This window comes from Nostoc sp. UCD121 (assembly GCF_014222285.1).
In the GTDB taxonomy this organism is placed as follows: domain Bacteria; phylum Cyanobacteriota; class Cyanobacteriia; order Cyanobacteriales; family Nostocaceae; genus Nostoc.
The window spans coordinates 1-23,784 of record NZ_JACKZS010000121.1 but is presented as its reverse complement, the minus strand read 5'-3'; the positions used below and the strand labels follow the sequence as shown (position 1 = coordinate 23,784).

The window sequence follows — 23,784 nt, the reverse complement described above, 5'->3', positions numbered from 1 at the left end:
AATATAAAAAAAGCATATTTAAACCAACCAAAAGACAGATTAATTCAAATATAATTACTTTTAATATATTGAGTACAAAACAAAGGGCGTTAGGACTGTAGGGTGCAACTGACCTCATAAAATAAATGCTCACAGGGTAAGAGTTTTATTTTTACTCTGTGTTTATTTCTCAAGAAAAAATGAAACCGCCAGTCATCCAAATTTAAATTTATATTAAGCAACTGGCGGATATAAAAAACTTTAAGAAGAGAGGTATAGATAGATGCCTATACAGGACTTTGCAAGTAAATAAACTTGCTATAACAACCATCTTATCCTCATTTAGAGGCTAAATAGATAACCTCAAGCAGCCTAAAAAGTTAAAAAGTGTTAAATTTCAGCACCTGCTTTTGCTTCAGCACCCATTGGCGATACATAATCACGGAAAAGAGTGATCTGTTGCTCAAAGCCTAATCCTTGAATTTTACCAAACAACGCTTTAGATTCTGAAGGTAGTTCATAGTCAGAAGGTACAGGAATGATAGTACCATTATCCATACCTTGAGATAATCGATACCAAAATAGTAGCTTCGTAGTATCACCCAAAGAACCATATTCACGAGAAATTTGGGTATCTACTTTATTAATCAAGTCACGCTGAACTTGTAATTGTTGTTCGTGAGATAATTCCTTAACTTGATTAAACAAACCTTCCGCGATTTCTGGAGAAACAGTGCTAGCACCAGGAGCAGCTGGCGTAATTGAACCACCCATTTCTTTGTAAATGAACCAAAACAATGCCAGTTGTTGATCCACATCCAACTTTTGCCAAGCCTGAACATGTTCCCGAATAGTTGGATCGCTAGTTTGTGTGTATGTCATTATGAACTCCAATTGCAATTTATCAGTGCTATTAGTAAAGTTATCAAATGTACATTTAACGTTTTACCCTACTGAAGACATAGGTATTAAAACCAGAAAGAAGAATAATTACAAACAAAACATAAGTCGGGTAAAGTATAGTCTCACTTTAGAAAGAAGAATTAAACTTAGATGCAAATGCAATATAAAACTCATATTTGATTTCTGAAAACATTCAATACAAATCAAATAAACTTCTTGCCTATTGCCTCCTAAGCAAATAATTATGTCTACGCCACGTCGCGCGAACAGAAATCAAAGCGGATTGCTATATCAAAAGCTGAAATAATGCTTGGGAAAGGGAAATTAAAAAATTGGCAATTTCAATGCTGCCAAATTGTGAGACTTTCAGGAAATATTTCGATAGATAGATGATTCGTTTGGTGTGACAGTGCTTTTCTAAGCACTGCCCAATTTAGCCACATCAAATTTGTGAATTCATAGTAGGAATAAGGCTTCTGGTTTTATTAAGCTTATTCTCCCCGCTCTTGATAATCTTCAGAAGACTTTGGATCTAACTCCCAGCGATCGCCATCACGATCCTCTAAAATATCATTGGTATGGAGAAACTCAGAATCAGCCATTTCTAGCCCCACTGCCGTTTCTAGCTCCTCAGTTACATTTTTATCGGGAGTGGAAGTACTACCACCAACGGCTTCATCCCCAACTGCATCTGCATCTTGCCAATAAGCATCAACATCTCCACCAGTGAGTTCAGGACTAGTTTCTGTATACTCACGTCTTTCATCTCTAATTGAGCGCCCACCAATGTTGTATCCTGGCAACTCTTTCACACCAGTACCATAGGATTCGGTAATTTCCTGTGGCAAATCATTGGTTTGAATTTCGTCATTATGATTTTTTTCTGCCATGATACTAGCCTTTTTTCTGCATTCTCACAATAACGTTTTCCTCTCACGAAGTTATCTTACTAGAGATGTATAGCTTTAGAAATAAAAGAATCTATCCCCTTAGTACGAAGCTAAACTAGCGATTGCACCATACCATTGGAAATATGAAATCATGGTCAAGCAACTTGTAGTTGAAGTTTTTAGTTATGAGTGAAAACTTGTAAAACCGAAATGATTCAGTAGCCAGCTTTTCGCTCGTAACTATTTTTTATTAATAAGTAGGAAAAATAGAAAACTGCTCCATTTTAATTTTAGACTAATGTTTTTAACTACATGAATGCTAAATAATAAAACATTCAAGAATTTTGGTAAGCGGAGGTAGACAGTGGAATACAACGAGTTCATTACACATGTACAAAGCCTTGCTCAATCAGATTCTCGTGAAGAAGCAGAACGTGCCACCCGTGCCACCCTAGAAACTCTAAAAGAACGCATAGCAAGTGATGAAGCAGAAGAGCTAGCTAAGAATTTGCCTCAACAGCTAGGCAATTATTTGCGAGTTAGAGAAGGAGATAGTAGTCAATCCTTTAACTTGCAGGAATTTATCGCTCGTGCAAGCCAAAAAGAAAACATTGAACCAACGACTGCTGCAATTCATGTTCGGGCTGTATTTGCTGTATTGCAAAATGCTATTAGCCCAGAAAAATTTGCTGCACTTCACGCCTATTTCTCTCACGATTATGAAGAAGTATTTGGTATTTCATCAACAGGTGAAGTAACTGCATAACAGGCAACAAAAAAAAATCAAGTTCACAATTCAGGATTTTTAACTTTCCTAATTGATGAATATTTTTACTAGTTAAATACTAGAAATAAACAGGTAATAACATTTATGACTGACCATAACAATCATTCTGGGAATAAAAAAGTTGCTATCCTCATTGAACAGGCAGTAGAGGATGCAGAATTTACAGTTCCTTATAATGGACTAAAACAAGCTGGAATAGAGGTAGTAGTCCTTGGTTCCAGAATGAATGAAAAATATAAGGGTAAACGCGGCAAACTTAGCATTCAAGCTGATGGTACTACAACAGAAGCGATCGCAGCCCAATTCGATGCGGTGATCATTCCTGGTGGAATGGCTCCCGATAAAATGCGGCGCAACATCAACACAGTACGCTTTGTCCAAGAAGCTATACAACAAGGAAAACTAGTTGCTGCGGTTTGCCACGGGCCACAAGTTTTAATTGAAGGCGACTTGCTTAAAGGTAAACAAGCCACTGGTTTTATTGCTATTGCCAAGGATATGATTAACGCTGGCGCAAAATATTTAGATGAGCCAGTGGTAGTTGACGGGAATTTGATTACATCTCGTGAACCTGGAGACTTGCCAATTTTTACCACAGCTATTTTGAGCCGTTTGGGTTATGGTGGCAAAGATGCTGCATTACCAAATGAGAAAGACACAAGTGCCCAATGGTGGAAGCTAGCTGATGCCTGGGGTGGCTCAACTAAAGGTGATATCACCAGAGGTTTAAATAATGCCCTTGCTGGTGAGCGTTATTCGCTAGAAGCATTTGAGAAATATTTGGAAAAAGAATCAGATAGAGAAGTCAACTCAGTCTTTCAAGAAATAATTGCCAATAAACAGCGCCATATTCAAAAGCTAGAAACCTATATTCATCACTTGGGCGAAAAACCCTCTTTAGGAGCAAATATTGCTAATCAGTATGCCAAGGTAAAAACTGCTTTTACAGGAAGTGATGACATATATCAGTTACGTTCTGCTTTAGGTGATGTGCAAACTGGTATTGGCGATATTGGTAATTTGTCCGCGATGTTCACTGACCCAGTAGCAACTGCTATTTTCAAAGAAATTTACCACGATTTATTGAAATACGAACAGCGATTAGTAGAACTGTATCGGGCGCGGATAGGTAGTCAGATTCAGGCTCCTAAGCCGACTACAGGCGCGGCAGTGTCAATGTAAGTTTTTTGAACTTAAACGGCTATCGCAGAGGCGCAAATAACACAGAGATAGAAACAAGAGGATATTTGCGCCTCTATGAATAATTACTGTGATGGAGATATAAAAAAGTGACTTCAACATCAGGTGATAAATTAAGTACCAGCCAGACTGAAGCTAGTGAAGTAGAGCGTTGGGCATCTCTGATTGGTGGTGGTGCTATGGTGCTGATGGGTTTAAGGCAAGGTTCATTGCGGGGAGCGCTGACGGCTTTGGCTGGTGGTGGTTTACTCTATCAAGGTGCAACCAAGCAAAGCACAATCCAGCAAGCGCAGGAAGCAATAGGGATAAACCAACCTATCAAAGTTGAAAAGACGGTAACAATTAATAAATCGGCAGAAGAATTGTATCGCTTTTGGCACGACTTTGAGAATTTACCTACATTTATGAAGCATCTCAAATCTGTCAGAGTAGACAGCGAAAAACGTTCTCACTGGATAGCCAATGCACCCTTGGGTAACAGCGTAGAATGGGATGCAGATATTCTGGAAGACCGGGAAAATCAGTTTATTTCTTGGGCTTCTGTAGAAGGTGCAGACGTTGATAATTCTGGTTTTGTTCGCTTCAAAAAAGCACCAGGCGATCGCGGCACGGAAGTCAAAGTTGTTTTGGAGTATAACCCCCCCGGTGGAGCATTGGCGGCTACCGTAGCTAAACTTTTTGGTGAAGAACCAGAACAGCAAATTGGTGATGAATTGCGCCGCTTTAAAATGCTAATGGAAGCAGGCGAAATTGCTACAACAGAAGGTCAACCTTCTGGACGCAGCTAGTTATTTGTTCTTTGTCCTTTATCATTTGCCTAAAGCGAATGACTAATACTTCGACTCCGCTCAGTACAAGTGACAAATGACTAATGACAAATGACTAATGACTAATGACTAAGGACTAATAACTATGAAAGCAGTCTGCTGGAACGGTGCTAATGATGTGCGGGTACAGTCGGTACCAGACCCGACAATTCTCAACCCGCGTGATGCAATTATTAAAATTACTTCCACGGCGATTTGTGGCTCCGATCTACATATATATGGCGGCTATATTCCCACAGTGCAACAGGGTGACATTATTGGTCACGAATTCATGGGGGAAGTCGTGGAAGTTGGTAAGGGAGTCAACAATTTAAAAATAGGCGATCGCGTAGTTGTTCCTTCCACCATTGGCTGTGGTAATTGCCATTATTGCCAACGTGATATGTGGTCATTGTGCGATAATTCTAATCCCAAAGGTTGGATTGAAGAAAAATTATTTGGCAATATCACCTCAGCCATTTATGGCTACTCCCACATGTTAGGTGGTTATGCAGGCGCACAAGCAGAATATATCCGTGTACCCTTTGCTGATGTGGGTGTCGTCAAAGTTCCGCCAGATTTACCGGATGAGATGTTGCTATTCATCTCCGATGCCATTCCCACAGGTTATATGGGCGCAGAATTATGCGATATTCAACCGGGTGATACTGTAGCCGTTTGGGGTTGCGGTGCTGTTGGACAATTTGCCATGATTAGCGCCTACATGATGGGAGCCGAAAAAGTGATCGCGATCGATCGCTTTCCCGAACGCCTGGAAATGGCGAAAAAGTTTGCCAATGCAGAAGTGATTAACTACGAAGAAGTTAATGCTGGCGAAGCGTTGAAAGAGATGACTGGTGGCCGGGGCCCCGATGCTTGCATCGATGCTGTTGGTTTAGAAGCACACGGTGTTGGTTTAGAAGACTTCTACGACCAGACAAAACAAAAGCTCAGATTGGAAACCGACCGTCCCCATGTTCTGCGGGAAATGATGGTTGCCTGTCGTAAAGGCGGGACTCTTTCAATCATGGGTGTTTATGGTGGTTTTGTAGACAAAATGCCATTTGGTGCAGCCTTTAATAAAGGTCTAACCTTTAGGATGGGACAAATGCATGGACAAAAATATATGCATTCTTTATTGCAGATGATTTTGGATGGAAAACTTGATCCATCCTTTGTTGTCACCCATCAATTGCCTCTAGAACAAGCACCCCACGCCTACAACATCTTTCAACAAAAAAAGGATAACTGCATCAAAGTTGTTCTTAAACCCTGAATGGTGAATAGTCATTCAGCGTTTTAAATTTTACACCTAATATAATCCAATTGAGGTTTCTTATGAATCAACTAATTTCAAGGTTGTGGAATATTCGCTTTTCTCAGATTATTGTAGTTTTCCTAGTAGGATTTATGTTCTTATTAGGCCAGGCATTTAGCGACGTTAATATAGCGCAAGCTGATGTTAAAAGTCCAGAGGGCACTTATTACAAAGGAATACCAGACGGACAAGGTGAAATCAGAAGCGATACCCAAACAACAAATAGCCAAAATCCATTAAAAGAAGCTGCTGAGAATATCCGCGAAAAGCTAAACTTGGATGAAAAAACTCCTAGAGCTACAAAAGAGTTTTTTGACCCTGCAAAAAACAGAGCCGGAGATAAAGCTTCATCGTATGATGCAAATAGCGAAGGTTATTATCAAAATCCTCCTACCAAGCAACTGAGAGATAGAACCTAGATTTGTAGAACATTTTGAGTCTAGATTCTTTACTCATACTTTGTTGAATCAGATTTGAGTAGTTACTGAGACGCGATAATTATCGCGTCTCATAATCAGGCTAAATCGAGTATTTATCTTGATATTAATGACCTAGAAATCATAACTAAGGAATAAATAATTATGAAAGCAGTTTGCTGGCACGGAGCAAACGATGTGCGGGTAGAAACAGTTCCCGACCCCAAAATTCTTAACCCACGCGATGCCATTGTTAAAATTACTTCCACGGCAATTTGCGGTTCTGATTTGCATATTTATGACGGCTACATTCCCACCATGCAAAAGGGCGATATCCTTGGTCATGAATTCATGGGGGAGGTTGTAGAACTGGGAAGTGCAGTTAAAAATGTGAACGTAGGCGATCGCGTCGTTGTTCCTTTCACTATATCTTGCGGTAGCTGCTTTTTCTGCAATCGTGATTTATGGTCATTGTGCGATAACTCTAACCCCAATGCTTGGTTAGTAGAAAAGCAAATGGGTCATTCGCCAGCAGGTCTGTTTGGCTACTCTCATTTATTCGGCGGTTACGCTGGCGGTCAAGCAGAGTATGCACGAGTACCATTCGCTGATGTCGGATTGCTCAAAATTCCCGATGGTTTAACGGATGAGCAAGTACTATTTTTAACAGATATTTTCCCCACTGGCTATATGGCAGCCGAGAACTGCAACATCAAACCCGGTGATATTGTCGCCGTTTGGGGTTGTGGCCCAGTTGGGCAATTCGCCATTAAAAGCGCATATATGCTAGGTGCAGAACGTGTCATCGCTTTCGACCGCATTCCCGAACGCCTGCAAATGGCTAAAGAATACGGCAAAGCTGAAGTTCTCAACTACGAAGAAGTGAATATTGGCGAAGCACTCAAAGAAATGACTGGCGGTCGTGGGCCCGATGCTTGTATTGATGCAGTCGGAATGGAGGCACACGGCACAGACTTTATGGCGTTTTACGACCAGGTAAAGCAAGCAGTACGTCTAGAAACAGATCGTCCGACGGCATTACGGCAAGTAATAGTATCTGCTGCTAAAGGTGGTCACGTATCCATTGCGGGTGTGTACGGTGGTTTTTTAGATAAAATCCCAATGGGTGCTGCCATGAACAAAGGATTAACCTTCAAAATGGGACAAACTAACGTCCATAGATATTTACGACCTTTGTTAGAGCGTATTCAAAATGGTGAAATCGATCCAACCTTTATCATCACCCATACTTTACCTCTAGAACAAGCGCCCCACGGCTACGAAATTTTTAAGCACAAGAAAGATAACTGCATCAAAGTTGTACTTAAACCGTAATAGGGAATGGGGAATGGGGAAAATAACTATGCCCAATGCCCAATGCCCAATATTAAAAGTATAAGGAGGCAAAAAATATGTCTGATACAACCGTTATCAAAGTAGACTCTAGCCATTCCCCTAAAGGTGAACTTGGTCAGAAATATCTTGCATCTGGCAAAACCATTTCCATGCGCCTATGGGAAAATGAGGAACCGAACGAACCTAAAGAGCCTACAGCACGGGAATATGAAACTGTTGGTTATGTAATTACTGGCCGTGCAGAATTGCATATTGAAGGGCAAACGATTTTACTAGAGCCTGGGAGTTCTTGGGTAGTACCAAAAGGAGCCAGCCACACTTACAAAATCCTAGAAGCATTTACAGCTGTTGAAGCAACCAGTCCACCCGCTCAAGTTCACGGACGAGACGAAAATTAAATTGGTTCGAGCGCACCTCTTTGATTGAGCGTACAAAAACTATCGCTGGCTAATCATTAGCATAGAGTTGCATTCACATCTGAATAAGACTTAATTCCCCTAATTCTCCTTGCAAAAGAAGGTTGGGGGAATTTTTATGAACATACATCAGCTAGCTAGCACTCATTTGGTAGTTTGATAAATTAGGAACGTGAAAGTAGTGAGAGCGATGCTAGAAACGTGCTAGCTATATCCGTGTCATCATGCTGGAATTGAATCGGATTGCTAATCACCTGCTTTGGTTGGGCCCATTCTTACTTGATACGGGTGCTGGAACTCCCTTTTTCTACATCTTCCGAGAACGGGAGTTGATTTATGACTTATGGGAAGCCGCTACAGGTTATCGGATGGTGAACAATAACTATTTTCGCATTGGCGGCGTGGCGGCAGATTTGCCTTATGGCTGGGTAGACAAGTGCGAAGATTTCTGCGATTACTTTTTTCCTAAAGTAGATGAGTATGAGCGCTTAATTACCAATAATCCCATCTTCCGCCGTCGCGTTCAAGGTGTTGGCGCGATCGCTCGTGAAGAAGCCATCAACTGGGGCTTTCTGGCCCCATGTTACGCGCTTCTGGTGTGAAATGGGATTTGCGGAAAGTAGACCATTATGAATGTTACGACGATTTCGACTGGGAAGTGCAGTGGGATACTGCTGGTGATTGTTATGCTCGTTATCTGGTCAGAATTCGGGAAATGCGCGAATCGGTGAAGATTATTCGCCAAGCTCTCAAAGGACTTCCCGGCGGTGCTTTTGAGAACCTGGAAACCAAGCGCATGGCAGCTGGGAAAAAATCTGAGTGGGATGGCTTTGATTACCAGTACATCGCCAAAAAAGTTGCCCCCACCTTTAAGATTCCCAAGGGGGAAATTTACGCCCGTGTAGAAAGTGGTAAAGGTGAGTTGGGGATTTATCTAATTGGCAATGATCATGTCTTCCCCTGGCGATGGAAAATTCGTCCCGCCGATTTCAATAACTTGCAAGTATTACCCGAAATCTTACGCGGCGTGAAGGTTGCCGATCTGGTTGTAGTATTGGGTAGTATCGATATCATCATGGGATCAGTAGATCGGTAGTATAGCAAATGCGTAGGCGTAGCCAGCCGTAGGCATCGCCAAAGTAACAAATGCGAACGCCGAAGTAACAAATGCGAACGCCAAAGTAACAAATGCGAATGCCAAAGTAACAAATGCGTTCGCTAAAGTAACAAATGCGAATGCTAAAGTAGCAAATGCGTTCGCTAAAGTAACAAATGCGAATGCTAAAGTAGCAAATGCGTTCGCTAAAGTAACAAATGCGAACACCAAATCAACAAATGCGATCGCCTTTGACTAATTTCTCAATAAACCTGATGCCCTGCGGAATATATGCTGTAATCAATCACCAGCATTTCCTATTGCATTAATCGCAGCTTCTAGTGCGATCGCTACATGAGTCCAATGAGTCCCCCCTTGGCAATAAACTACATAGGGTTCACGTAAAGGCCCATCAGCTGATAATTCCAAAGTACTCCCTTCAATAAATGTCCCCCCAGCCATCACTACCTTGCTCTCATACCCCGGCATTTCATCTGGAATAGGATCTAAGTAAGAACCGATGGGAGAATGCTGTTGTATAGCTTTACAGAAAGCAATTAGCTTTTCGGCAGAACCAAGTTTAATCGCCTGAATCACATCACCACGGGGAGCAAGGGGAGCAGGATTCACTGGATAACCGAGTTTATCAAATACATAACCAGTTAAGTACGTCCCTTTCATCGCCTCTCCGACCATTTGCGGCGCTAGAAATAAGCCTTGGAATAACAAGCGATTTTGGTCAAAAGTAGCACCGCCATAACTACCGATACCGGGAGCAGTGAGGCGACAGGCGGATGCTTCCACTAAATCGGCGCGACCGACGACATAACCGCCAGCGCTGACAATTGTGCCACCAGGATTTTTAATCAGCGATCCCGCCATTAAATCAGCACCTACGGCTGTAGGTTCCTTTGTTTCAATAAATTCGCCGTAGCAGTTATCCACAAAGCAAACAGTATTTGGATTCTGTTGTTTGACTAAATGGACAATTTTTTCGATATCGGCAATTGATAAACTAGGCCGCCAAGAATAGCCACATGAGCGCTGAATTAACACTAAACGAGTGTTTTCAGTCACATTAGTACTTAAAGCTTGCCAATCTATAGTTCCTTCGGAGGTTAGCTCCAATTGACGGTAATTTATGCCAAACTCGATAAGAGAGCCTTGACCTTTACCTCGTAAACCAATGACTTCTTCAAGCGTATCGTAGGGAGAACCGACCACTGCTAACATCTCATCTCCGGGACGGAGAACACCAAACAAAGCACAGGCGATCGCATGAGTTCCCGAAACGAACTGCACCCGCACGGCCGCAGCTTCAGCACCCATAACTTCGGCAAAAACTTTATCTAAAGTTTCTCGTCCTAAATCATCGTGACCATAACCACTTACACCAGCGAAGTGGTGTGCGCCCACACGGTGATTACGAAAAGCATCCAGCACTCGTTTTAGATTATGCTTGACCTGAGTGTCAATTCCAGAAAAAATTTCTAATAGTGCCTGTTCTGCTTGCCGCAGCTGTTCTAAGCTGTTCATCAGTTCCTCGTTCAAAAAAAATTAAATTATAGATATGCGGATTTTAAGATCGCACATACTAGGTGGGAAAATTCAAATTCAGGTTATCGCATGACAATTGCTACCTCAACCAAACCTCAAATTAACTGGGTTAATACCCTGTTTTTCATTGGACTGCACATCGGCGCTTTATTTGCTTTTGTTCCTGGTAACTTTAGCTGGACAGCAGTTGGTGTGGGTTTCTTGCTGTACTGGGTGACTGGCGGTTTAGGCGTTACTCTAGGATTTCACCGCCTTGTGACCCACCGCAGTTTTCAAACTCCCAAGTGGCTAGAGTATCTCCTGGTTTTTTTCGGGACACTCTCCTGTCAAGGAGGCCCAATTGAGTGGATCGGGACACATCGAATTCATCATTTAAACTCTGATACTGATACCGATCCCCATGATTCTAATAAAGGCTTCTGGTGGAGCCACATGGGTTGGCTAACTCATTATTGTCCCGCTCACGCTGATGTTCCTCGCTTCACCAAAGATATTGCAGAAGACCCAGTTTATCAGTTTTTAGAAAAATATTTCATTTTGATCCAGGTTGCTTTAGGTGTATTACTTTTGCTCCTAGGTGGCTGGCCTTTCGTTATCTGGGGAATTTTTGTTCGCATTGTCTGGGTTTACCACTGCACTTGGTTAGTGAACAGCGCTACTCATAAGTTTGGCTATCAGAGCTATGATTCTGGTGATAAATCGACTAATTGCTGGTGGGTAGCCGTACTAGTTTTCGGTGAAGGCTGGCATAATAACCATCATGCTTTTCAATACTCAGCTCGTCATGGGCTGGAATGGTGGGAAATCGATTTAACCTGGATGACTGTTCAATTGCTACAGGCGGTTGGTCTGGCTACTAATGTAAAGTTGGCCCCAGCAAAAAGTAGTTAGGAGTAGAGACGCGATTAATCGCGTCTCTACAGGAGTTAGGAATTACGTTCAATGTGAATCAGGCTTGAGAATTTTTATTTTGCCGTCGATTTCTTAAACCCCGATTTTGGGTAGACACAGAAATCCTTATGCCACAAGAAGCATTTCTAATTCACATTCGGCGTGAGTTGAGAATCTAAACTCCTAACTCATCACTCCTAACTACTAACTTTTCAAAAGTCTATTTACGGGTGCGCTTGTGTCTGTTAGGTTGCTATAATCCGAAGCGCTAATGTGAAGAATTTTTGCGGCAAGTTACTTTTTTGTGACTTGGTGTAGGATCTTGTTGTTTTTCAGGTGTTCATGACTACATCAATAATTAACAGCCAAAAATTAAGTGACGAGTCAGGCAATTCCGACTTCCGGCTCAAAGATATTATCAAAACCCTGCCACGGGAATGTTTTCAGCAGAACCGTCGCAAAGCTTGGACACAAGTCATACTCAGTGTCTTGGCAGTTGCCTTGGGTTATTACAGCCTGATTATCACTCCTTGGTTTCTTTTGCCCCTAGCCTGGATTTTTACGGGCACGGCTTTAACAGGTTTTTTTGTAATTGGCCATGATTGTGGTCACAGATCTTTTGCCAAACGTCGTTGGGTAAATGATTTGGTAGGACATTTCTTCATGATGCCGTTAATTTACCCTTTTCACAGTTGGCGCGTTAAGCATAATTATCACCATGCCCATACCAACAAGCTGGATGAGGACAACGCTTGGCATCCAATCAGACCAGAAGTGTTTGAAAATTGGGATACAACTAAGCAGTCTGCTTTTAAGCTGTTTATGCGTAAACGCCTCTGGTGGGTAGGTTCCATTGGACATTGGGCTGTTGTGCATTTTGATTGGCGGAACTTCAAAACTAAAGACCAATCCAGCATCAAGCTTTCTGTGGCTGTAGTAGTTTTGTTTGCTGCGATCGCTTTCCCGCTTCTGATCGCCACAACTGGTATCTGGGGATTTGTCAAGTTCTGGCTAGTACCCTGGATGGTTTACCATTTTTGGATGAGTACTTTTACTATTGTTCACCATACTGCCGCAGATGTTCCTTTTGCGACAGCGAACAAGTGGAATGAGGCTCTAGCACAGTTATCTGGCACTATTCATTGCGATTATCCGCGTTGGGTAGAAATCCTGTGCCACGATATCAATGTTCATGTCCCTCATCATATTTCCACTGCTATTCCTTCTTATAATTTGCGGCTAGCTTACAGCAGCATCAAGGAAAATTGGGGGCCTTATCTCCATGATGAGTGTCAGTTTTCTTGGCCTTTAATGAAGCAGATTACAGACGAGTGCCAACTTTACACAACTGACGTTGGTTATAAGACTTTCAACGAACATTATACAGAGCAATAAATAGCCCTGTGATTACACTCACGCTCTTGAACCAACGAGAGCGTTTATCATGCTGTGTTTTAATAAAATCTGGCAATTGTTTACTGAATAAAATTTTAGATAAATTGCCAGAAATTATCCCTCTTGTATGTTAGCGATCGCTAGGGTCGTGGGCATCCTAATCAAAGTTCTAATTTATATCCAATCAAAAGAATCCAGTGCCATCAAAAATCATCACGTTCAACAGTCCTCTTGGCTCTGAAAAGTCTGAGGATACGACTAAATTACCTTTCACACTTGGGGATTTAAAAGCTGCAATTCCTGCTGAATGCTTTCAGCCCAATGTGACAAAATCACTTTTTTACTTCTTTCGTGACATCTTGATTATCGGTCTGCTTTATGCAGTTGCTTCTTACCTGGATTCTTGGCTTTTCTTTCCGATTTTCTGGCTAATGCAAGGAACGATGTTTTGGGCTTTGTTTGTAGTCGGTCATGACTGCGGACACCAATCTTTTTCTAAGCATAGATGGCTCAATGATTTGATTGGACATCTTTCTCACACACCAATACTTGTTCCTTATCATGGTTGGCGAATCAGCCACAGAACCCATCACAAAAATACTGGCAATATCGATAACGATGAAAGCTGGTATCCTGTAACAGAATCACAATATAAGGAGATGCCTTTAGCACAAAAGATAGGCAGATATTATGTTTTTCTATTGGCCTATCCTGTGTATTTGTTTAAGCGTTCTCCTAATAAAGAAGGCTCCCACTTTTTGCCCGGTAGTTCGCTTTTCAAGCCCTCGGAAAAATGGGATGTTATTACTAGCACTGTCCTTTTGATTGGGATGATAGGTTTACTGGGTTTCCTCACCTACCAATGGGGTTGGATGTGGTTGCTGAAATATTACGCTGTCCCCTACCTTGTGTTTATAGTTTGGCTAGATTTGGTGACATTTTTGCACCACACTGAACCAGAGCTTCCTTGGTATCGTGGAGAAGATTGGACTTTCCTGAAAGGTGCAATTTCTAGTATTGACCGTGATTATGGTTTGGTTAATCATATTCATCACGATATCGGTACTCATGTTGCTCATCATATATTCCTTAACATCCCTCACTACAATTTGTTGAAGGCAACTGAGGCAATCAAACCAGTGATGGGTGATTATTTCCACAAATCGGAAGAACCAATTTGGAAGTCAGTATGGAATTCATGTATCAACTGCCATTTTGTTCCTGATACTGGTAGTAAGGTTTACTACACATCCAATAACAAGTTAGCTAAAGACTAAAACTCAGATTCCCGGCTTCTTTAAAGAAGTCGGGAATCTTGTATTTCCATCAGCCTTTCCTGACTATTTAAGGTTGAACATCCCCTTATTCAGATAAAAACTGCCTTTTAAAAATTATCCAAATACCTTAAAAAACCTACCTTTTGAGGCGCGTTGGCGTAGTCCACCGCAGGCATCACATATTACATTATTAGTCTGCCTGTATTTGAGCGTCCTGAGATTGCGATAACTTTCAACTTCTTGCTGTAAGGTTATTAAAACTCAGAGTTAAAATAAAAATAGATAGATGATGTTTGCGGATTTTTGCCCTAACCTGGTAGTAAGATTTATTTTCTCCAGACTATTGCTGTCTTGGTGGGTAAAGACTAACATATCTGTGGACAGAAGCAATATATTATCAAACTAACCCTAACAACACTGAAAAAACTTTGGATGTCTACTTTGAATCTGCTTTAGCACCATTTAACTTTATCTGCATGTAGTGATTTAAGACCATTACCTGCTAGGGTTAGAAATTAGCACAGACTATAGTATAGACAATTTACACAAAACTTTTTCCATCTTTAAAATCAGAGGTATCAATGATTATAACTAATTTTAGCAAACAAAGAAATGAATTTAAGGAACCTAAAGTACTCAAAACTAAACCACATTGGCAAGGGCAAAATTTGAGCGATACTACGGTAAAAAGTAAAGAGCCTAAAATACAAGACACTACATCTGATAGTTCAATTGTCAATAGTTTGAATCGTGGTCGAGTTGCTATTTTTATTGATGGCTTAAACCTATTTCATACAGCTTTACAACTCGGCATCGAAATTGACTATGTTAAATTGCTTTGTCATCTTACCAATGGTTCAAGACTGTTGCGGGCTTTCTTCTATACTGGGGTTGATAACAGCAATGAAAAGCAACAAGGTTTTCTGTTGTGGATGCGTCGTAATGGCTATCGTGTAGTAGCTAAAGATATCATGCAACCAGCAGAGAATTTCAAAAAATCAAATCTGAACGTAGAAATTGCTGTAGATATGATAACTCTAGCTCCTTATTACGATACTGCGGTCTTGGTCAGTGGCGATGGAGACTTAGCTTATGCGGTGAATGCTGTCAGCAGAATGGGAGTTCGAGTGGAAGTGGTGAGTCTACAAACTAGTACTAGTGAAAGCTTAATTGATGTTGCTGACTGCTTCATTGACCTCGATAGTATTAAAGCACACATTCAAAAAGATTCTAATCTTGGCTATAGTTATCGCACACCGTCAAATTCAAATCTTTAATCCACTCTGGCGGAAGTTTATCTATTTTGTAACAAGGGGATTCTACCCCTTGTCTGCTCCCAGTTTTGTGATTAATTAAAATGGACATTTTAATAGTTGAAGATGAGCCAGAAATTGCTCATTTAATCCAATTATCTTTAGAAAAAGAAGGATTTTTTTGCCGCATTAGCCGCGATGGGATAAATGCTTTACGAATGTTTCAGGAGCAGCTACCCGATTTAATCATTCTAGATTTAATGATTCCTGGTTTGGATGGTTTGGAAGTTTGCGCCAGAATTCGCCAGAAACCCGGTACAAAAGATCCTTACATTTTGATGCTCACAGCTAAGGGTGAGGAAATCGATCGCGTGATTGGTCTATCTACTGGTGCTGATGATTACATGGTCAAACCCTTTAGCCCTAGAGAGTTGGTAGCTAGGGTACGGGCATTATTACGGCGTAGTCTCCGCCAAGGGGGACAACATCAAGTCAATCGTACCCAACACTTTATCGTCGATGCCGACCAGCGCACTGCCAGTCGTCAGATGAATTCTCAGCAACCGGAAATTTTGGACTTAACTACCCTGGAATTTAACTTACTAACCACCTTTGTCAGCAATCCTGGTCGAGTTTGGAACCGCACTCAACTAATTGATAAACTTTGGGGAGATAACTTTTTCGGCGATGAACGAGTGGTTGATACTCATGTAGCCAGGTTGCGAAAAAAGATTGAGCCTGATTCGGCAAGTCCTACTTTTATTAAAACTGTTGTTGGAGTGGGCTATAAATTTGAAGATCCTCCGGTAGCGTAAATATTATGAAAATGGGGCTGAGAACGCGCCTATTTTTCTCCCACTTAGTAGTGATGATTGTGGGGGTAGCTAGTCTGGTGAGCATTAGCAAAATCTCTTCCCCCCGGTTATTTGTGCTGCATTTGGAAGGCTTAGAAAATCAGGGGTTCAACTTAATCGATATCCGTACTGAATTGGTTACAGGATTTGAACTTGCTTGGCAGCGAAGCACTATTTGGTCAGTTTTAGTCGGCACTACGGCAGCCGGAGGATTGAGTTACTGGGTGTCCAGACGAATTATGCAGCGCTTGACCGAAATGGAGCAAATCACCCAAAAATTTGCTGCTGGCCAGATGGATGCACGACTACCAATGTCTGATATTCCAGAACTGAATGGACTGGGTGCGAGTTTCAACCGAATGGCAGCCAGTTTAGAGGGGGTGGAAGCACGGCGGCGAGAGGTGATTGGAGACATGACCCATGAACTAAGGACACCGTTAACGGTTGTGCGTGGTTACTTGGAAGAACTGGCTGATGGGGAAATTGAAGCGTCTCCTGAAATTTATCGGCGTTTAGCTAAAGAAACTAGGCGCTTAGAGCGGCTGGTGAACGATTTACAAGAATTGTCTAAGGCAGAAGCTGGTTATTTGCCAATTAATATACAACGGGTAAATCTGCGTCCGTTATTAGAGTCGTTAGTGGAGAAATTCACTGATCAATTGTTGGAAGATGGGCCAGTTCTGCTCTTACAATGTCCATCTGTGCTACCTCTTGTATTGGCGGATATTGACCGTACAGAACAGGTGTTGGTTAATTTGCTTGGTAATGCGGTACGTTACACTAACGAAGGTTCAATTACCATTCGTGTTGGGACTGAAGCTTCTCTTCTCTGGATTGCGGTTAGTGATACAGGTATTGGTATTGCTCCAGAAAATTTGCCTCATGTGTTTGAGCGTTTCTGGCGAGCCGACCAATCGCGCGATCGCCATTCGGGAGGTACTGGTATTGGTTTAACTATTTCCCGTCGTTTGATTGAACTACAAGGCGGTCAGATTCAGGTAGAAAGCGAGTTGGGAGTTGGCAGTACGTTTCGGTTTTTTCTGCCTTTAGCTTAAGTTGAGCCAAAACCCTTGACATACAAGGCATTGACACAAGGTAGTCACGGCTGTGTCATACCCAATTGCTAATTTGAAAGTATCTAACCAAAATCTTGTTTTTTGATGGGTGCCGAGATTTTGGAATTGTGTGGAATATAACGTTAATTTGGCATTTGGGTAGAATTCTATATGTCTACTTTTTTTTTGGCTGCTTTTTTGGTTAGTCTACTAAGTGTTTTGGGTTACGCTGCGATCGCCTACCTGTTCCCTCAAAATCGTTCCCAAGACTGAGCAAATAACAATTTCTGGCTATTTTCTAAGTAGGTAGACATAATTAAATATAAAATAAACTTTTAGTTTGTAGTGAGCGATTTATCGCTCAGAGTAAGGATTATCAGGACTAAAGTCCTTACTACAAACTTTAAATTCATTTATACCTAGATGCTTAGTTTACTATTGCGATCGCAAAGCCGTCATATCCTTTGCTGCCCACGGTCTGGATTGCCGTAGCGTTGACGCGTGGCTCAAAGGCAAGCAATTCATTGAAGCAAGGACACAAATAAAGAAATTTTGGCGCAGTCTCACACAGAAATAGTATCAATATCCGACTAGATCAGCCATTCATTAGCAGAGTATAGGAAAGAGTGGCTCCCTAATAAGAATTTTGATCAATTGCAATCTTTTCCCTACCGCTTCCTGAAAGTAGTAGAGTTTTGTTTCAATCCCTAACAGGCATTTTGATACATTGCAATTAGTAACACTTATTACTTTAACTTTAATGGTTTGAAAACCCGTTTTAATCCCTAAAGAGATTCTACTATGTTAGTTTTTAAACCTTAATTCTTTAAATGTTCTTTTCTAACCACTTCTCTTTAATATCAAGTCTATTTAATTAATGTATTGAAAGTAACTTAGCAATAAATTAACCATTCTTCAGTGAAATTACTATAAACAATCAACGATAAATTTCTAAAAAATGTAGTAATTGTCCTGTAGTAACTTGGTAGTTGCTGTATAGCGATCGCTTTGCTTAATGAAAAAATTAACATAGCTTGTTTGAAACTTTATCCAAACAATTTCTGTCTATCTAAATAATCCGAATTTTCACTCTGGTGCATAATTTTAAGTATAGAAAATACTGTGTTTCTAATAGCACGGTATGGTTAGTCTAAAAATCTAGTTATAACAAGTCCTGCCCAATTAAATGTTTCCAAGAAAGGTGTAAATAATGACAAGTATTCTGCGATCGCCCAAAAAAGCTTTGTAAAGAAAGAAGTTTCGACACAAAAACTACTGCATATTTCACCCCAATAAGCCTGAATGAATAAATATAGGATGAATGAGGCGTCAACTATGAATCGAATTCGTGACGTTGTACAAAAAGCTTTAGCAACTGGCTATTTGACAGTGGAAGCTGAAAATCAACTACGACAACTGTTGACTACTCCGTATGACTTGGAAGATTTAAATGCTTTCATGGCTTTGCAAGAAGCTGCCATGACTGGTAAGGTCAAGCAGGAGTCTAGAGAGAGGTGTGGCATCAAGTAGAGACTTAGCCTACTATGTTTTACCGACGGGGGCGTTTATCATCATCCTCAAAATCCTCATCATCATCAAAAAATTCCCAATCATCGTCATCCGCTTGATTAGTTGTGGGTGGCTGATAAGGGGGGATGATTACTCGGTAATCGGCATCATAAACGGATTCAGTTTTTCCCACAGCCGTATTTTTAGGCTCACGGTAGCTGTAGGAGTAAACTGAACCAGACTGAGAACTGCTTTTGGCTTCTGATTGACGTTCGTAGATTTTTGAGTCTCTAGCAGGTTGAGCTTGAGGATTAGGGGTAGGCGCTTCCTCGGACTTTTCATCAAAGTTCCAATCATCATCTCTACTGCCATTTGTCTCCCAATCATCAAATTCATCAGTAGTAGGCTCTTCTTTTTTACTAGCTGGTGGTGGAGGAGTGGCACGAGATGTAGATTCTTCTCTTTGGGTTGCCTTTGCACGAGGCGAAGTTGTGCTTCGACGGTTAGGAGTTTGGCGTTGTCCTGCCCCAAAATAATTGGATAAGTTAAACAAGGTAGCAATCAATATAGATGTGAAAGCACCTGCGGTAGTACTGAACAAAATCCATATCGCTAGTGGTAATGGTTGAGTTCGCACGCCCAAAAATACTAGCGATAGGACAGGCGACCAATTTTGAACTAACAACAGCGTTAGTCCTCCCAGTACCGCCACCAATAGAATTAAGCGAATTACAGCCATAGCAATTTTGTCAATTGTCAATTGTCAGTGGTTAGTTGTCAGTGGTCAGTGGTCAGTTATCAGTCTGATTACTCTTCACTAATTACTGTTCACTGACTACTGACACTATCAGCCATCTCTATCATTACCCTTTTAGGACTATTGTGAAATTTCCGATGAGTCCACTAGGGGCGTTAGCGACGACCTTCCCACCTTTGAATTGGGATGCAGTCAATATCTAGTTGATCTAAAGCACGGGCAACTACAAAATCAACTAAATCCTCAATGGTTTGGGGATTATGGTACCAGGCGGGAATAGCGGGGACAATTCTCACTCCAACTTCAGCTAAAGAGGTTAAGTTACGCAGGTGGATGAGGCTAAAAGGCGTTTCACGAGGGACAATGACCAGTTTTCGCCCTTCTTTGAGTTGGACATCTGCTGCCCGTTCTAGTAAATCGGAACTCAAGCCAACCGCTAGCTTTGCTACTGTACTCATGCTGCATGGAATAATTATCATCCCCAAAGTGGCAAAGGAACCACTTGCAATCCCGGCTCCAACATCACCCCAAGGATGGCAACGGAGTTTACCCGAAAGGGCAACTCCGGCTTGCTCTCGCCAAAATTGTTCTTGTTGAATTGGTTCTGGTGGCATCCGAATTTCCTGTTCTGACTGCCAAACCATGTAAGTAGATTTAGAGGCAACCAATTCAATACTATAATCCGCTTCTAGCAAAAATTTGATCGCGCGAACAGCGTAAATCAGACCAGATGCGCCCGATACGCCTAAAATGAGAGGTTTAGTGTTATTTGACACGTGAAGTTTGGTGGATTTTACTCGTCTTCAGAGTAAGGATCTAGGTCATCAGGCTCTATATCATTTGGTAAATACAGGTCTGAAAGCTCCTCGTTAGAACCATTACCAGTTAGCCCTTTAGCTAGACCATCGCTGCCAACAGTTACCAAATCAATTTGTTGACGGTAGTAATCGACACTCTTAACTTGGACGGCGACGCGATCGCCTAATCTGTAAGAAGCGCGATTTTTGCGACCAAACAGTGCCTGTTGTCTAGCGCGATATTCATACCAATCGTCTTTGAGAGAACTGACGTGTACCAACCCTTCTACCCTTAAAGGCACACCAGGATTACTGCTGGACTCTACCTCGGCTGCTGGTACTTCAATTTCCACAAAGAAACCGTAGGATTGAACGCCGGTAATCACGCCTTGAAATACCTGGCCGATGCGTTGCTTCATCAGTTGGGCTTTTTGCAGTCCGGCTAAATCAGCTTCAGCTTCTTGGACTTCTTTTTCTCGGTCGTTGATTTGGACAATTACCCTAGTTAAATCGCTTTGGAGTTCTTGTTGCAATTCTGGGGGTAAAACATTCCAGTTAATTTCCTCGTGGCTGGAGGAATGGCGCAGGTTAACGCGTTCTCTGACACGGGTATTGCGGCGATCTCGTCCGTTTTCGAGTAGCGCGTAATACACTCTTTGCATCAGCAAATCTGGGAAACGCCGCAAGGGAGCGCTAAAGTGGACATATTGCGGTAGTGCCAGACCAAAGTGAGATCCTTTAGTGGTGCTGTAAGCAGAAGGCTTAAGTGTATCTTGCAATAAGTAAGTAAGAACTTGCTCAGAGGGAGATTCAGCAAAAGCTGTGGTCAAATGTTGGTAATCTAAGGGTTGGATATCGACTTCTGGATCTAGTGTGAGGTCAACGCCTAAATTGACTGCCAATTTCAGCATTTCCTGGACATCTTCAACATCAGGAGTCCCTTGGACTCGCCAGATAGCCGGAACACCAAGAGCATTTAAGTGAGTTGCGAACAGTTGATTAACTAACAGTACCAACTCCGTGAGTAGCGATCGCACTGGTAAATCATTCACCACGACAGCGCCAAGAATCCCTTCATCATAGTAGGCGTTTTGGCTGGGTGGCAGATTCAACTGGAGGCTACCACGATTCAACCGTACCTGTTTGATGGCTGTTTGTAAGGCTTGGAGGTCTTGCAGGATTTGGGAAACCTGTGGGGATTGAACTTGAGATTCACCCGTAAGAATTGCTTGAGCTTGTTCTGTAGTCAGTGCAGTCTCTACGTTAATTACACTAGGTTGAATTTCCCACTCCAACACTTCTCCAGATTGGGGATCAATGGTAATTAAAAAAGAGATAGTTAAGCGATCGCTCCCAGGTATTAAAGAACAGCGTTCTGCCACAACTGGGGGCAAAATTGGCAGTACTAATTCTCCCAGATACACTGATTTACCCCGTTTGAGTGCTTCTCTATCTAGGGCTTCATCAGGTTGGACATAGTGAGAAACATCAGTGATATGAACGCCCAAAAGCCAATTTCCGGCTAGGTTTTTTTCTAAACTAAAAGCGTTTTCTATAACTTTGGTGTCACCATTTACCCCTTCAATGGTGAGAGTAAACAAATTACGCAAATCCAAGCGATTTTTTAGGTCTGCTTTGAGTAGCTTTTTGGGTAACTTGGCGGCTGCTTCGAGAACATGATCGGGAAAAGTCCGGGAAAGGTCGTGTTTGCAAGTAACTAAATCTATATCGGCAGCAGCTTCGGCATCGCTACCGAGGATTTGCACCACTCGACCAAGGGGAGGATATTGTGCCAATGGGTAACGCAAAACTTCCACATGAACAAGGTGGTCGATCGCTTCTTCCAACTTTACCTCGTTAGGTTGGATCTTGAGTTCAAACAGCAATCGATCATCTAAAGGCACAGCCCTAAAACCAGCTTCCACCTGCTTAATTCGTGCCAGTAACGTGTGGTTGGAACGTTCGAGAATCAGCTTCACCTCCCCTTCAGGAGAGCGACGGCGGCTGCCTTCTTTGAGAACTCTCACCAAAACGCGATCGCCATTCCAAGCATTACTCAAATGACTTTCGCGGATGTAAATATCCTCGGCTCCTTCCACATCTTGAATAGCAAAGCAAAAGCCTTTACTAGAACAACGGAGTTTTGCCTCGATTATTCCCTCTTCTGAAACACGACGGTATTTGCCCCGTTCTTTGACCAAAATACCGATTTTTTCAAGAACATCTAAGGCAATGTGAAGTTTTTGTAAACTTTTTTCATCTTCACAGCCAAGTTTCTTTTCTAAAACCTTCCGAGCTACCAATTTATCATCGGTGAAATTGGCAAGGAGTGTAGCGATTGAAAATTCCATGCAGTGAACCGACCTTTGGTCAAAACATCATTTGTTAATCTGGTTCATTCCTGTATACCCTCACGGCTTACAGAAACAAGCTGGAAACGAATTGCCCAGAGGCAAGGCTTCCTGAGTTCTAAGGAAAGGAAACCCAACCTAGCAAGAGTGGGAAACTACTCCGGCAGTTCCGAGCAAAGGAAGCCTACCCACGGACAACTCTGGGCATCTACGAACTTCTCACTGCACGATGCTCTCAGAATTCGCCTGCGTTCAAGTCACTTCACCTAACCAAACTTAAGATTGCACGCCTGATTTTACAATTTAGCCCCGCTAGTGAATTACGCGATGGGTTTTTGAGAAGTTGGGTTTAGAGAATCCATACTGCCCAAAAGCGCTATGCAGGGGAGCCACTGCGGTGAGGCAGCCCCCATCTTGGTACGAGCATCTAGGGGATTGCCGAACCCCAAGTGGAGGAGGCAGTGCGGTCTTGGGGTCTCCCCAAGTGGAGCAACTGCCGTCAATTGGCGTGGAAACTACAGATGTTTGATTGTCTAGAGTGAAGGTAATTTTACGACATTAGACTCTGATTTTGAACTAGGCAAAACTGCCGTTAACCCAATTTTCCCACATGTAGAATCGGTAACAATTAGGTGAGCAGCTTAATAAGCAGTGAGGGCGAACCTTATCTCCATTATTGTAGATTTAGAGCGCACTTCCAGAAAATAGTTCTAGATATCTAGTTGGGTAATCAGTATAGCATTGCAGGCAAGACTACCCAGATAAGTTAGCACTAGCCAAAAATTTCGTCAAAAAACAGCTACTGCTACAATTGGGACACTAGACAAAGCATTAAAAGGGACTGGGGATTGGGTATTAGGGATTAGGGATTGGGTATTAGGGATTGGGTATTAGGGATTAGGGATTAGGATAAAATAATTC

The 23,784-nt window shown here is 42.0% G+C and carries 21 protein-coding genes and 1 pseudogene; 16 read left to right on the top strand and 6 right to left on the bottom strand.

The features are described from left to right. Positions 1-369: 369 nt before the first annotated feature. A complete protein-coding gene (locus GNF10_RS22970) occupies positions 370-861 on the bottom strand; it encodes an orange carotenoid protein N-terminal domain-containing protein (RefSeq protein ID WP_185581994.1) in 492 nt (163 codons plus the stop codon). Positions 862-1,373: 512 nt separating this feature from the next. Beyond that, positions 1,374-1,772: a DUF6335 family protein gene (locus tag GNF10_RS22965; protein WP_185581995.1), complete on the bottom strand. Its 399-nt coding sequence runs from the start codon at positions 1,770-1,772 to the stop codon at positions 1,374-1,376. A gap of 364 nt (positions 1,773-2,136) precedes the next feature. Here GNF10_RS22965 and GNF10_RS22960 point away from each other — a divergent pair, with 364 nt between their 5' ends. The 8 genes and pseudogenes from GNF10_RS22960 to GNF10_RS22925 all read left to right on the top strand — a co-directional run. After that, entirely contained in the window at positions 2,137-2,538 is a 402-nt protein-coding gene (locus GNF10_RS22960) for a DUF2267 domain-containing protein (protein ID WP_185582201.1), read from the top strand. Between the two features lie 105 nt (positions 2,539-2,643). After that, positions 2,644-3,741 carry a DJ-1/PfpI/YhbO family deglycase/protease gene (locus GNF10_RS22955; RefSeq protein WP_185582200.1) on the top strand — a complete coding sequence of 366 codons (1,098 nt, stop codon included), beginning with the start codon at positions 2,644-2,646 and terminating at the stop codon, positions 3,739-3,741. A gap of 107 nt (positions 3,742-3,848) precedes the next feature. Next, a complete protein-coding gene (locus tag GNF10_RS22950) occupies positions 3,849-4,547 on the top strand; it encodes an SRPBCC family protein (RefSeq protein ID WP_185582199.1) in 699 nt (232 codons plus the stop codon). Positions 4,548-4,671: 124 nt separating this feature from the next. Beyond that, a complete protein-coding gene (locus tag GNF10_RS22945; RefSeq protein ID WP_185582198.1) occupies positions 4,672-5,841 on the top strand; it encodes a zinc-dependent alcohol dehydrogenase in 1,170 nt (389 codons plus the stop codon). A 62-nt stretch (positions 5,842-5,903) separates the two neighbouring features. Next, a complete protein-coding gene (locus tag GNF10_RS22940; RefSeq protein ID WP_185582197.1) occupies positions 5,904-6,302 on the top strand; it encodes a hypothetical protein in 399 nt (132 codons plus the stop codon). A gap of 162 nt (positions 6,303-6,464) precedes the next feature. Next, the gene (locus GNF10_RS22935) at positions 6,465-7,634 is read left to right on the top strand and encodes a zinc-dependent alcohol dehydrogenase (RefSeq protein WP_185582196.1); all 1,170 of its coding nucleotides are present in this window, start codon (positions 6,465-6,467) and stop codon (positions 7,632-7,634) included. A 77-nt stretch (positions 7,635-7,711) separates the two neighbouring features. Continuing rightward, entirely contained in the window at positions 7,712-8,053 is a 342-nt protein-coding gene (locus GNF10_RS22930; protein ID WP_185582195.1) for a cupin domain-containing protein, read from the top strand. Positions 8,054-8,268: 215 nt separating this feature from the next. After that, positions 8,269-9,167: pseudogene (locus tag GNF10_RS22925) on the top strand (NAD(P)H-quinone oxidoreductase subunit H); the annotation flags it as partial. Positions 9,168-9,467: 300 nt separating this feature from the next. Here the strand turns inward: GNF10_RS22925 and GNF10_RS22920 are convergent. Beyond that, positions 9,468-10,703, bottom strand: coding sequence for a methionine gamma-lyase family protein (locus tag GNF10_RS22920; RefSeq protein ID WP_185582194.1), 1,236 nt, complete (start codon positions 10,701-10,703; stop codon positions 9,468-9,470). 90 nt (positions 10,704-10,793) lie between these two features. On the opposite strand from GNF10_RS22920, the gene GNF10_RS22915 reads away from it, so the two are divergent. From GNF10_RS22915 to GNF10_RS22885, 7 genes are all read left to right on the top strand, one after another. Continuing rightward, positions 10,794-11,615, top strand: coding sequence for an acyl-CoA desaturase (locus GNF10_RS22915; RefSeq protein ID WP_012412456.1), 822 nt, complete (start codon positions 10,794-10,796; stop codon positions 11,613-11,615). Positions 11,616-11,957: 342 nt separating this feature from the next. After that, positions 11,958-13,010 (top strand): fatty acid desaturase, encoded by a 1,053-nt coding sequence (locus tag GNF10_RS22910; RefSeq protein WP_185582193.1) that lies wholly within the window; start codon positions 11,958-11,960, stop codon positions 13,008-13,010. 197 nt (positions 13,011-13,207) lie between these two features. Continuing rightward, a complete protein-coding gene (locus tag GNF10_RS22905; protein WP_185582192.1) occupies positions 13,208-14,287 on the top strand; it encodes a fatty acid desaturase in 1,080 nt (359 codons plus the stop codon). Between the two features lie 581 nt (positions 14,288-14,868). After that, the gene (locus GNF10_RS22900; RefSeq protein ID WP_185582191.1) at positions 14,869-15,564 is read left to right on the top strand and encodes an NYN domain-containing protein; all 696 of its coding nucleotides are present in this window, start codon (positions 14,869-14,871) and stop codon (positions 15,562-15,564) included. An 80-nt stretch (positions 15,565-15,644) separates the two neighbouring features. Further along, a complete protein-coding gene (locus GNF10_RS22895; protein WP_185582190.1) occupies positions 15,645-16,355 on the top strand; it encodes a response regulator in 711 nt (236 codons plus the stop codon). A gap of 5 nt (positions 16,356-16,360) precedes the next feature. After that, a complete protein-coding gene (locus tag GNF10_RS22890; protein ID WP_185582189.1) occupies positions 16,361-17,449 on the top strand; it encodes a cell wall metabolism sensor histidine kinase WalK in 1,089 nt (362 codons plus the stop codon). A gap of 1,335 nt (positions 17,450-18,784) precedes the next feature. Further along, a complete protein-coding gene (locus GNF10_RS22885; RefSeq protein WP_114084331.1) occupies positions 18,785-18,979 on the top strand; it encodes a hypothetical protein in 195 nt (64 codons plus the stop codon). 19 nt (positions 18,980-18,998) lie between these two features. Here GNF10_RS22885 and GNF10_RS22880 read toward each other — a convergent pair whose 3' ends face one another. The 3 genes from GNF10_RS22880 to GNF10_RS22870 all read right to left on the bottom strand — a co-directional run bounded on the left by GNF10_RS22880 (position 18,999) and on the right by GNF10_RS22870 (position 22,863). Next, positions 18,999-19,697 carry a LapA family protein gene (locus GNF10_RS22880; protein ID WP_185580923.1) on the bottom strand — a complete coding sequence of 233 codons (699 nt, stop codon included), beginning with the start codon at positions 19,695-19,697 and terminating at the stop codon, positions 18,999-19,001. Positions 19,698-19,870: 173 nt separating this feature from the next. Further along, positions 19,871-20,491, bottom strand: coding sequence for a flavin prenyltransferase UbiX (locus tag GNF10_RS22875; RefSeq protein ID WP_163927497.1), 621 nt, complete (start codon positions 20,489-20,491; stop codon positions 19,871-19,873). A gap of 17 nt (positions 20,492-20,508) precedes the next feature. Next, a complete protein-coding gene (locus tag GNF10_RS22870) occupies positions 20,509-22,863 on the bottom strand; it encodes a ribonuclease R family protein (RefSeq protein ID WP_185580922.1) in 2,355 nt (784 codons plus the stop codon). 15 nt (positions 22,864-22,878) lie between these two features. Between GNF10_RS22870 and GNF10_RS22865 the strand changes: the two genes are divergently transcribed. Continuing rightward, a complete protein-coding gene (locus GNF10_RS22865; RefSeq protein WP_221644660.1) occupies positions 22,879-23,133 on the top strand; it encodes a hypothetical protein in 255 nt (84 codons plus the stop codon). The last annotated feature ends 651 nt before the right edge of the window (positions 23,134-23,784 follow it).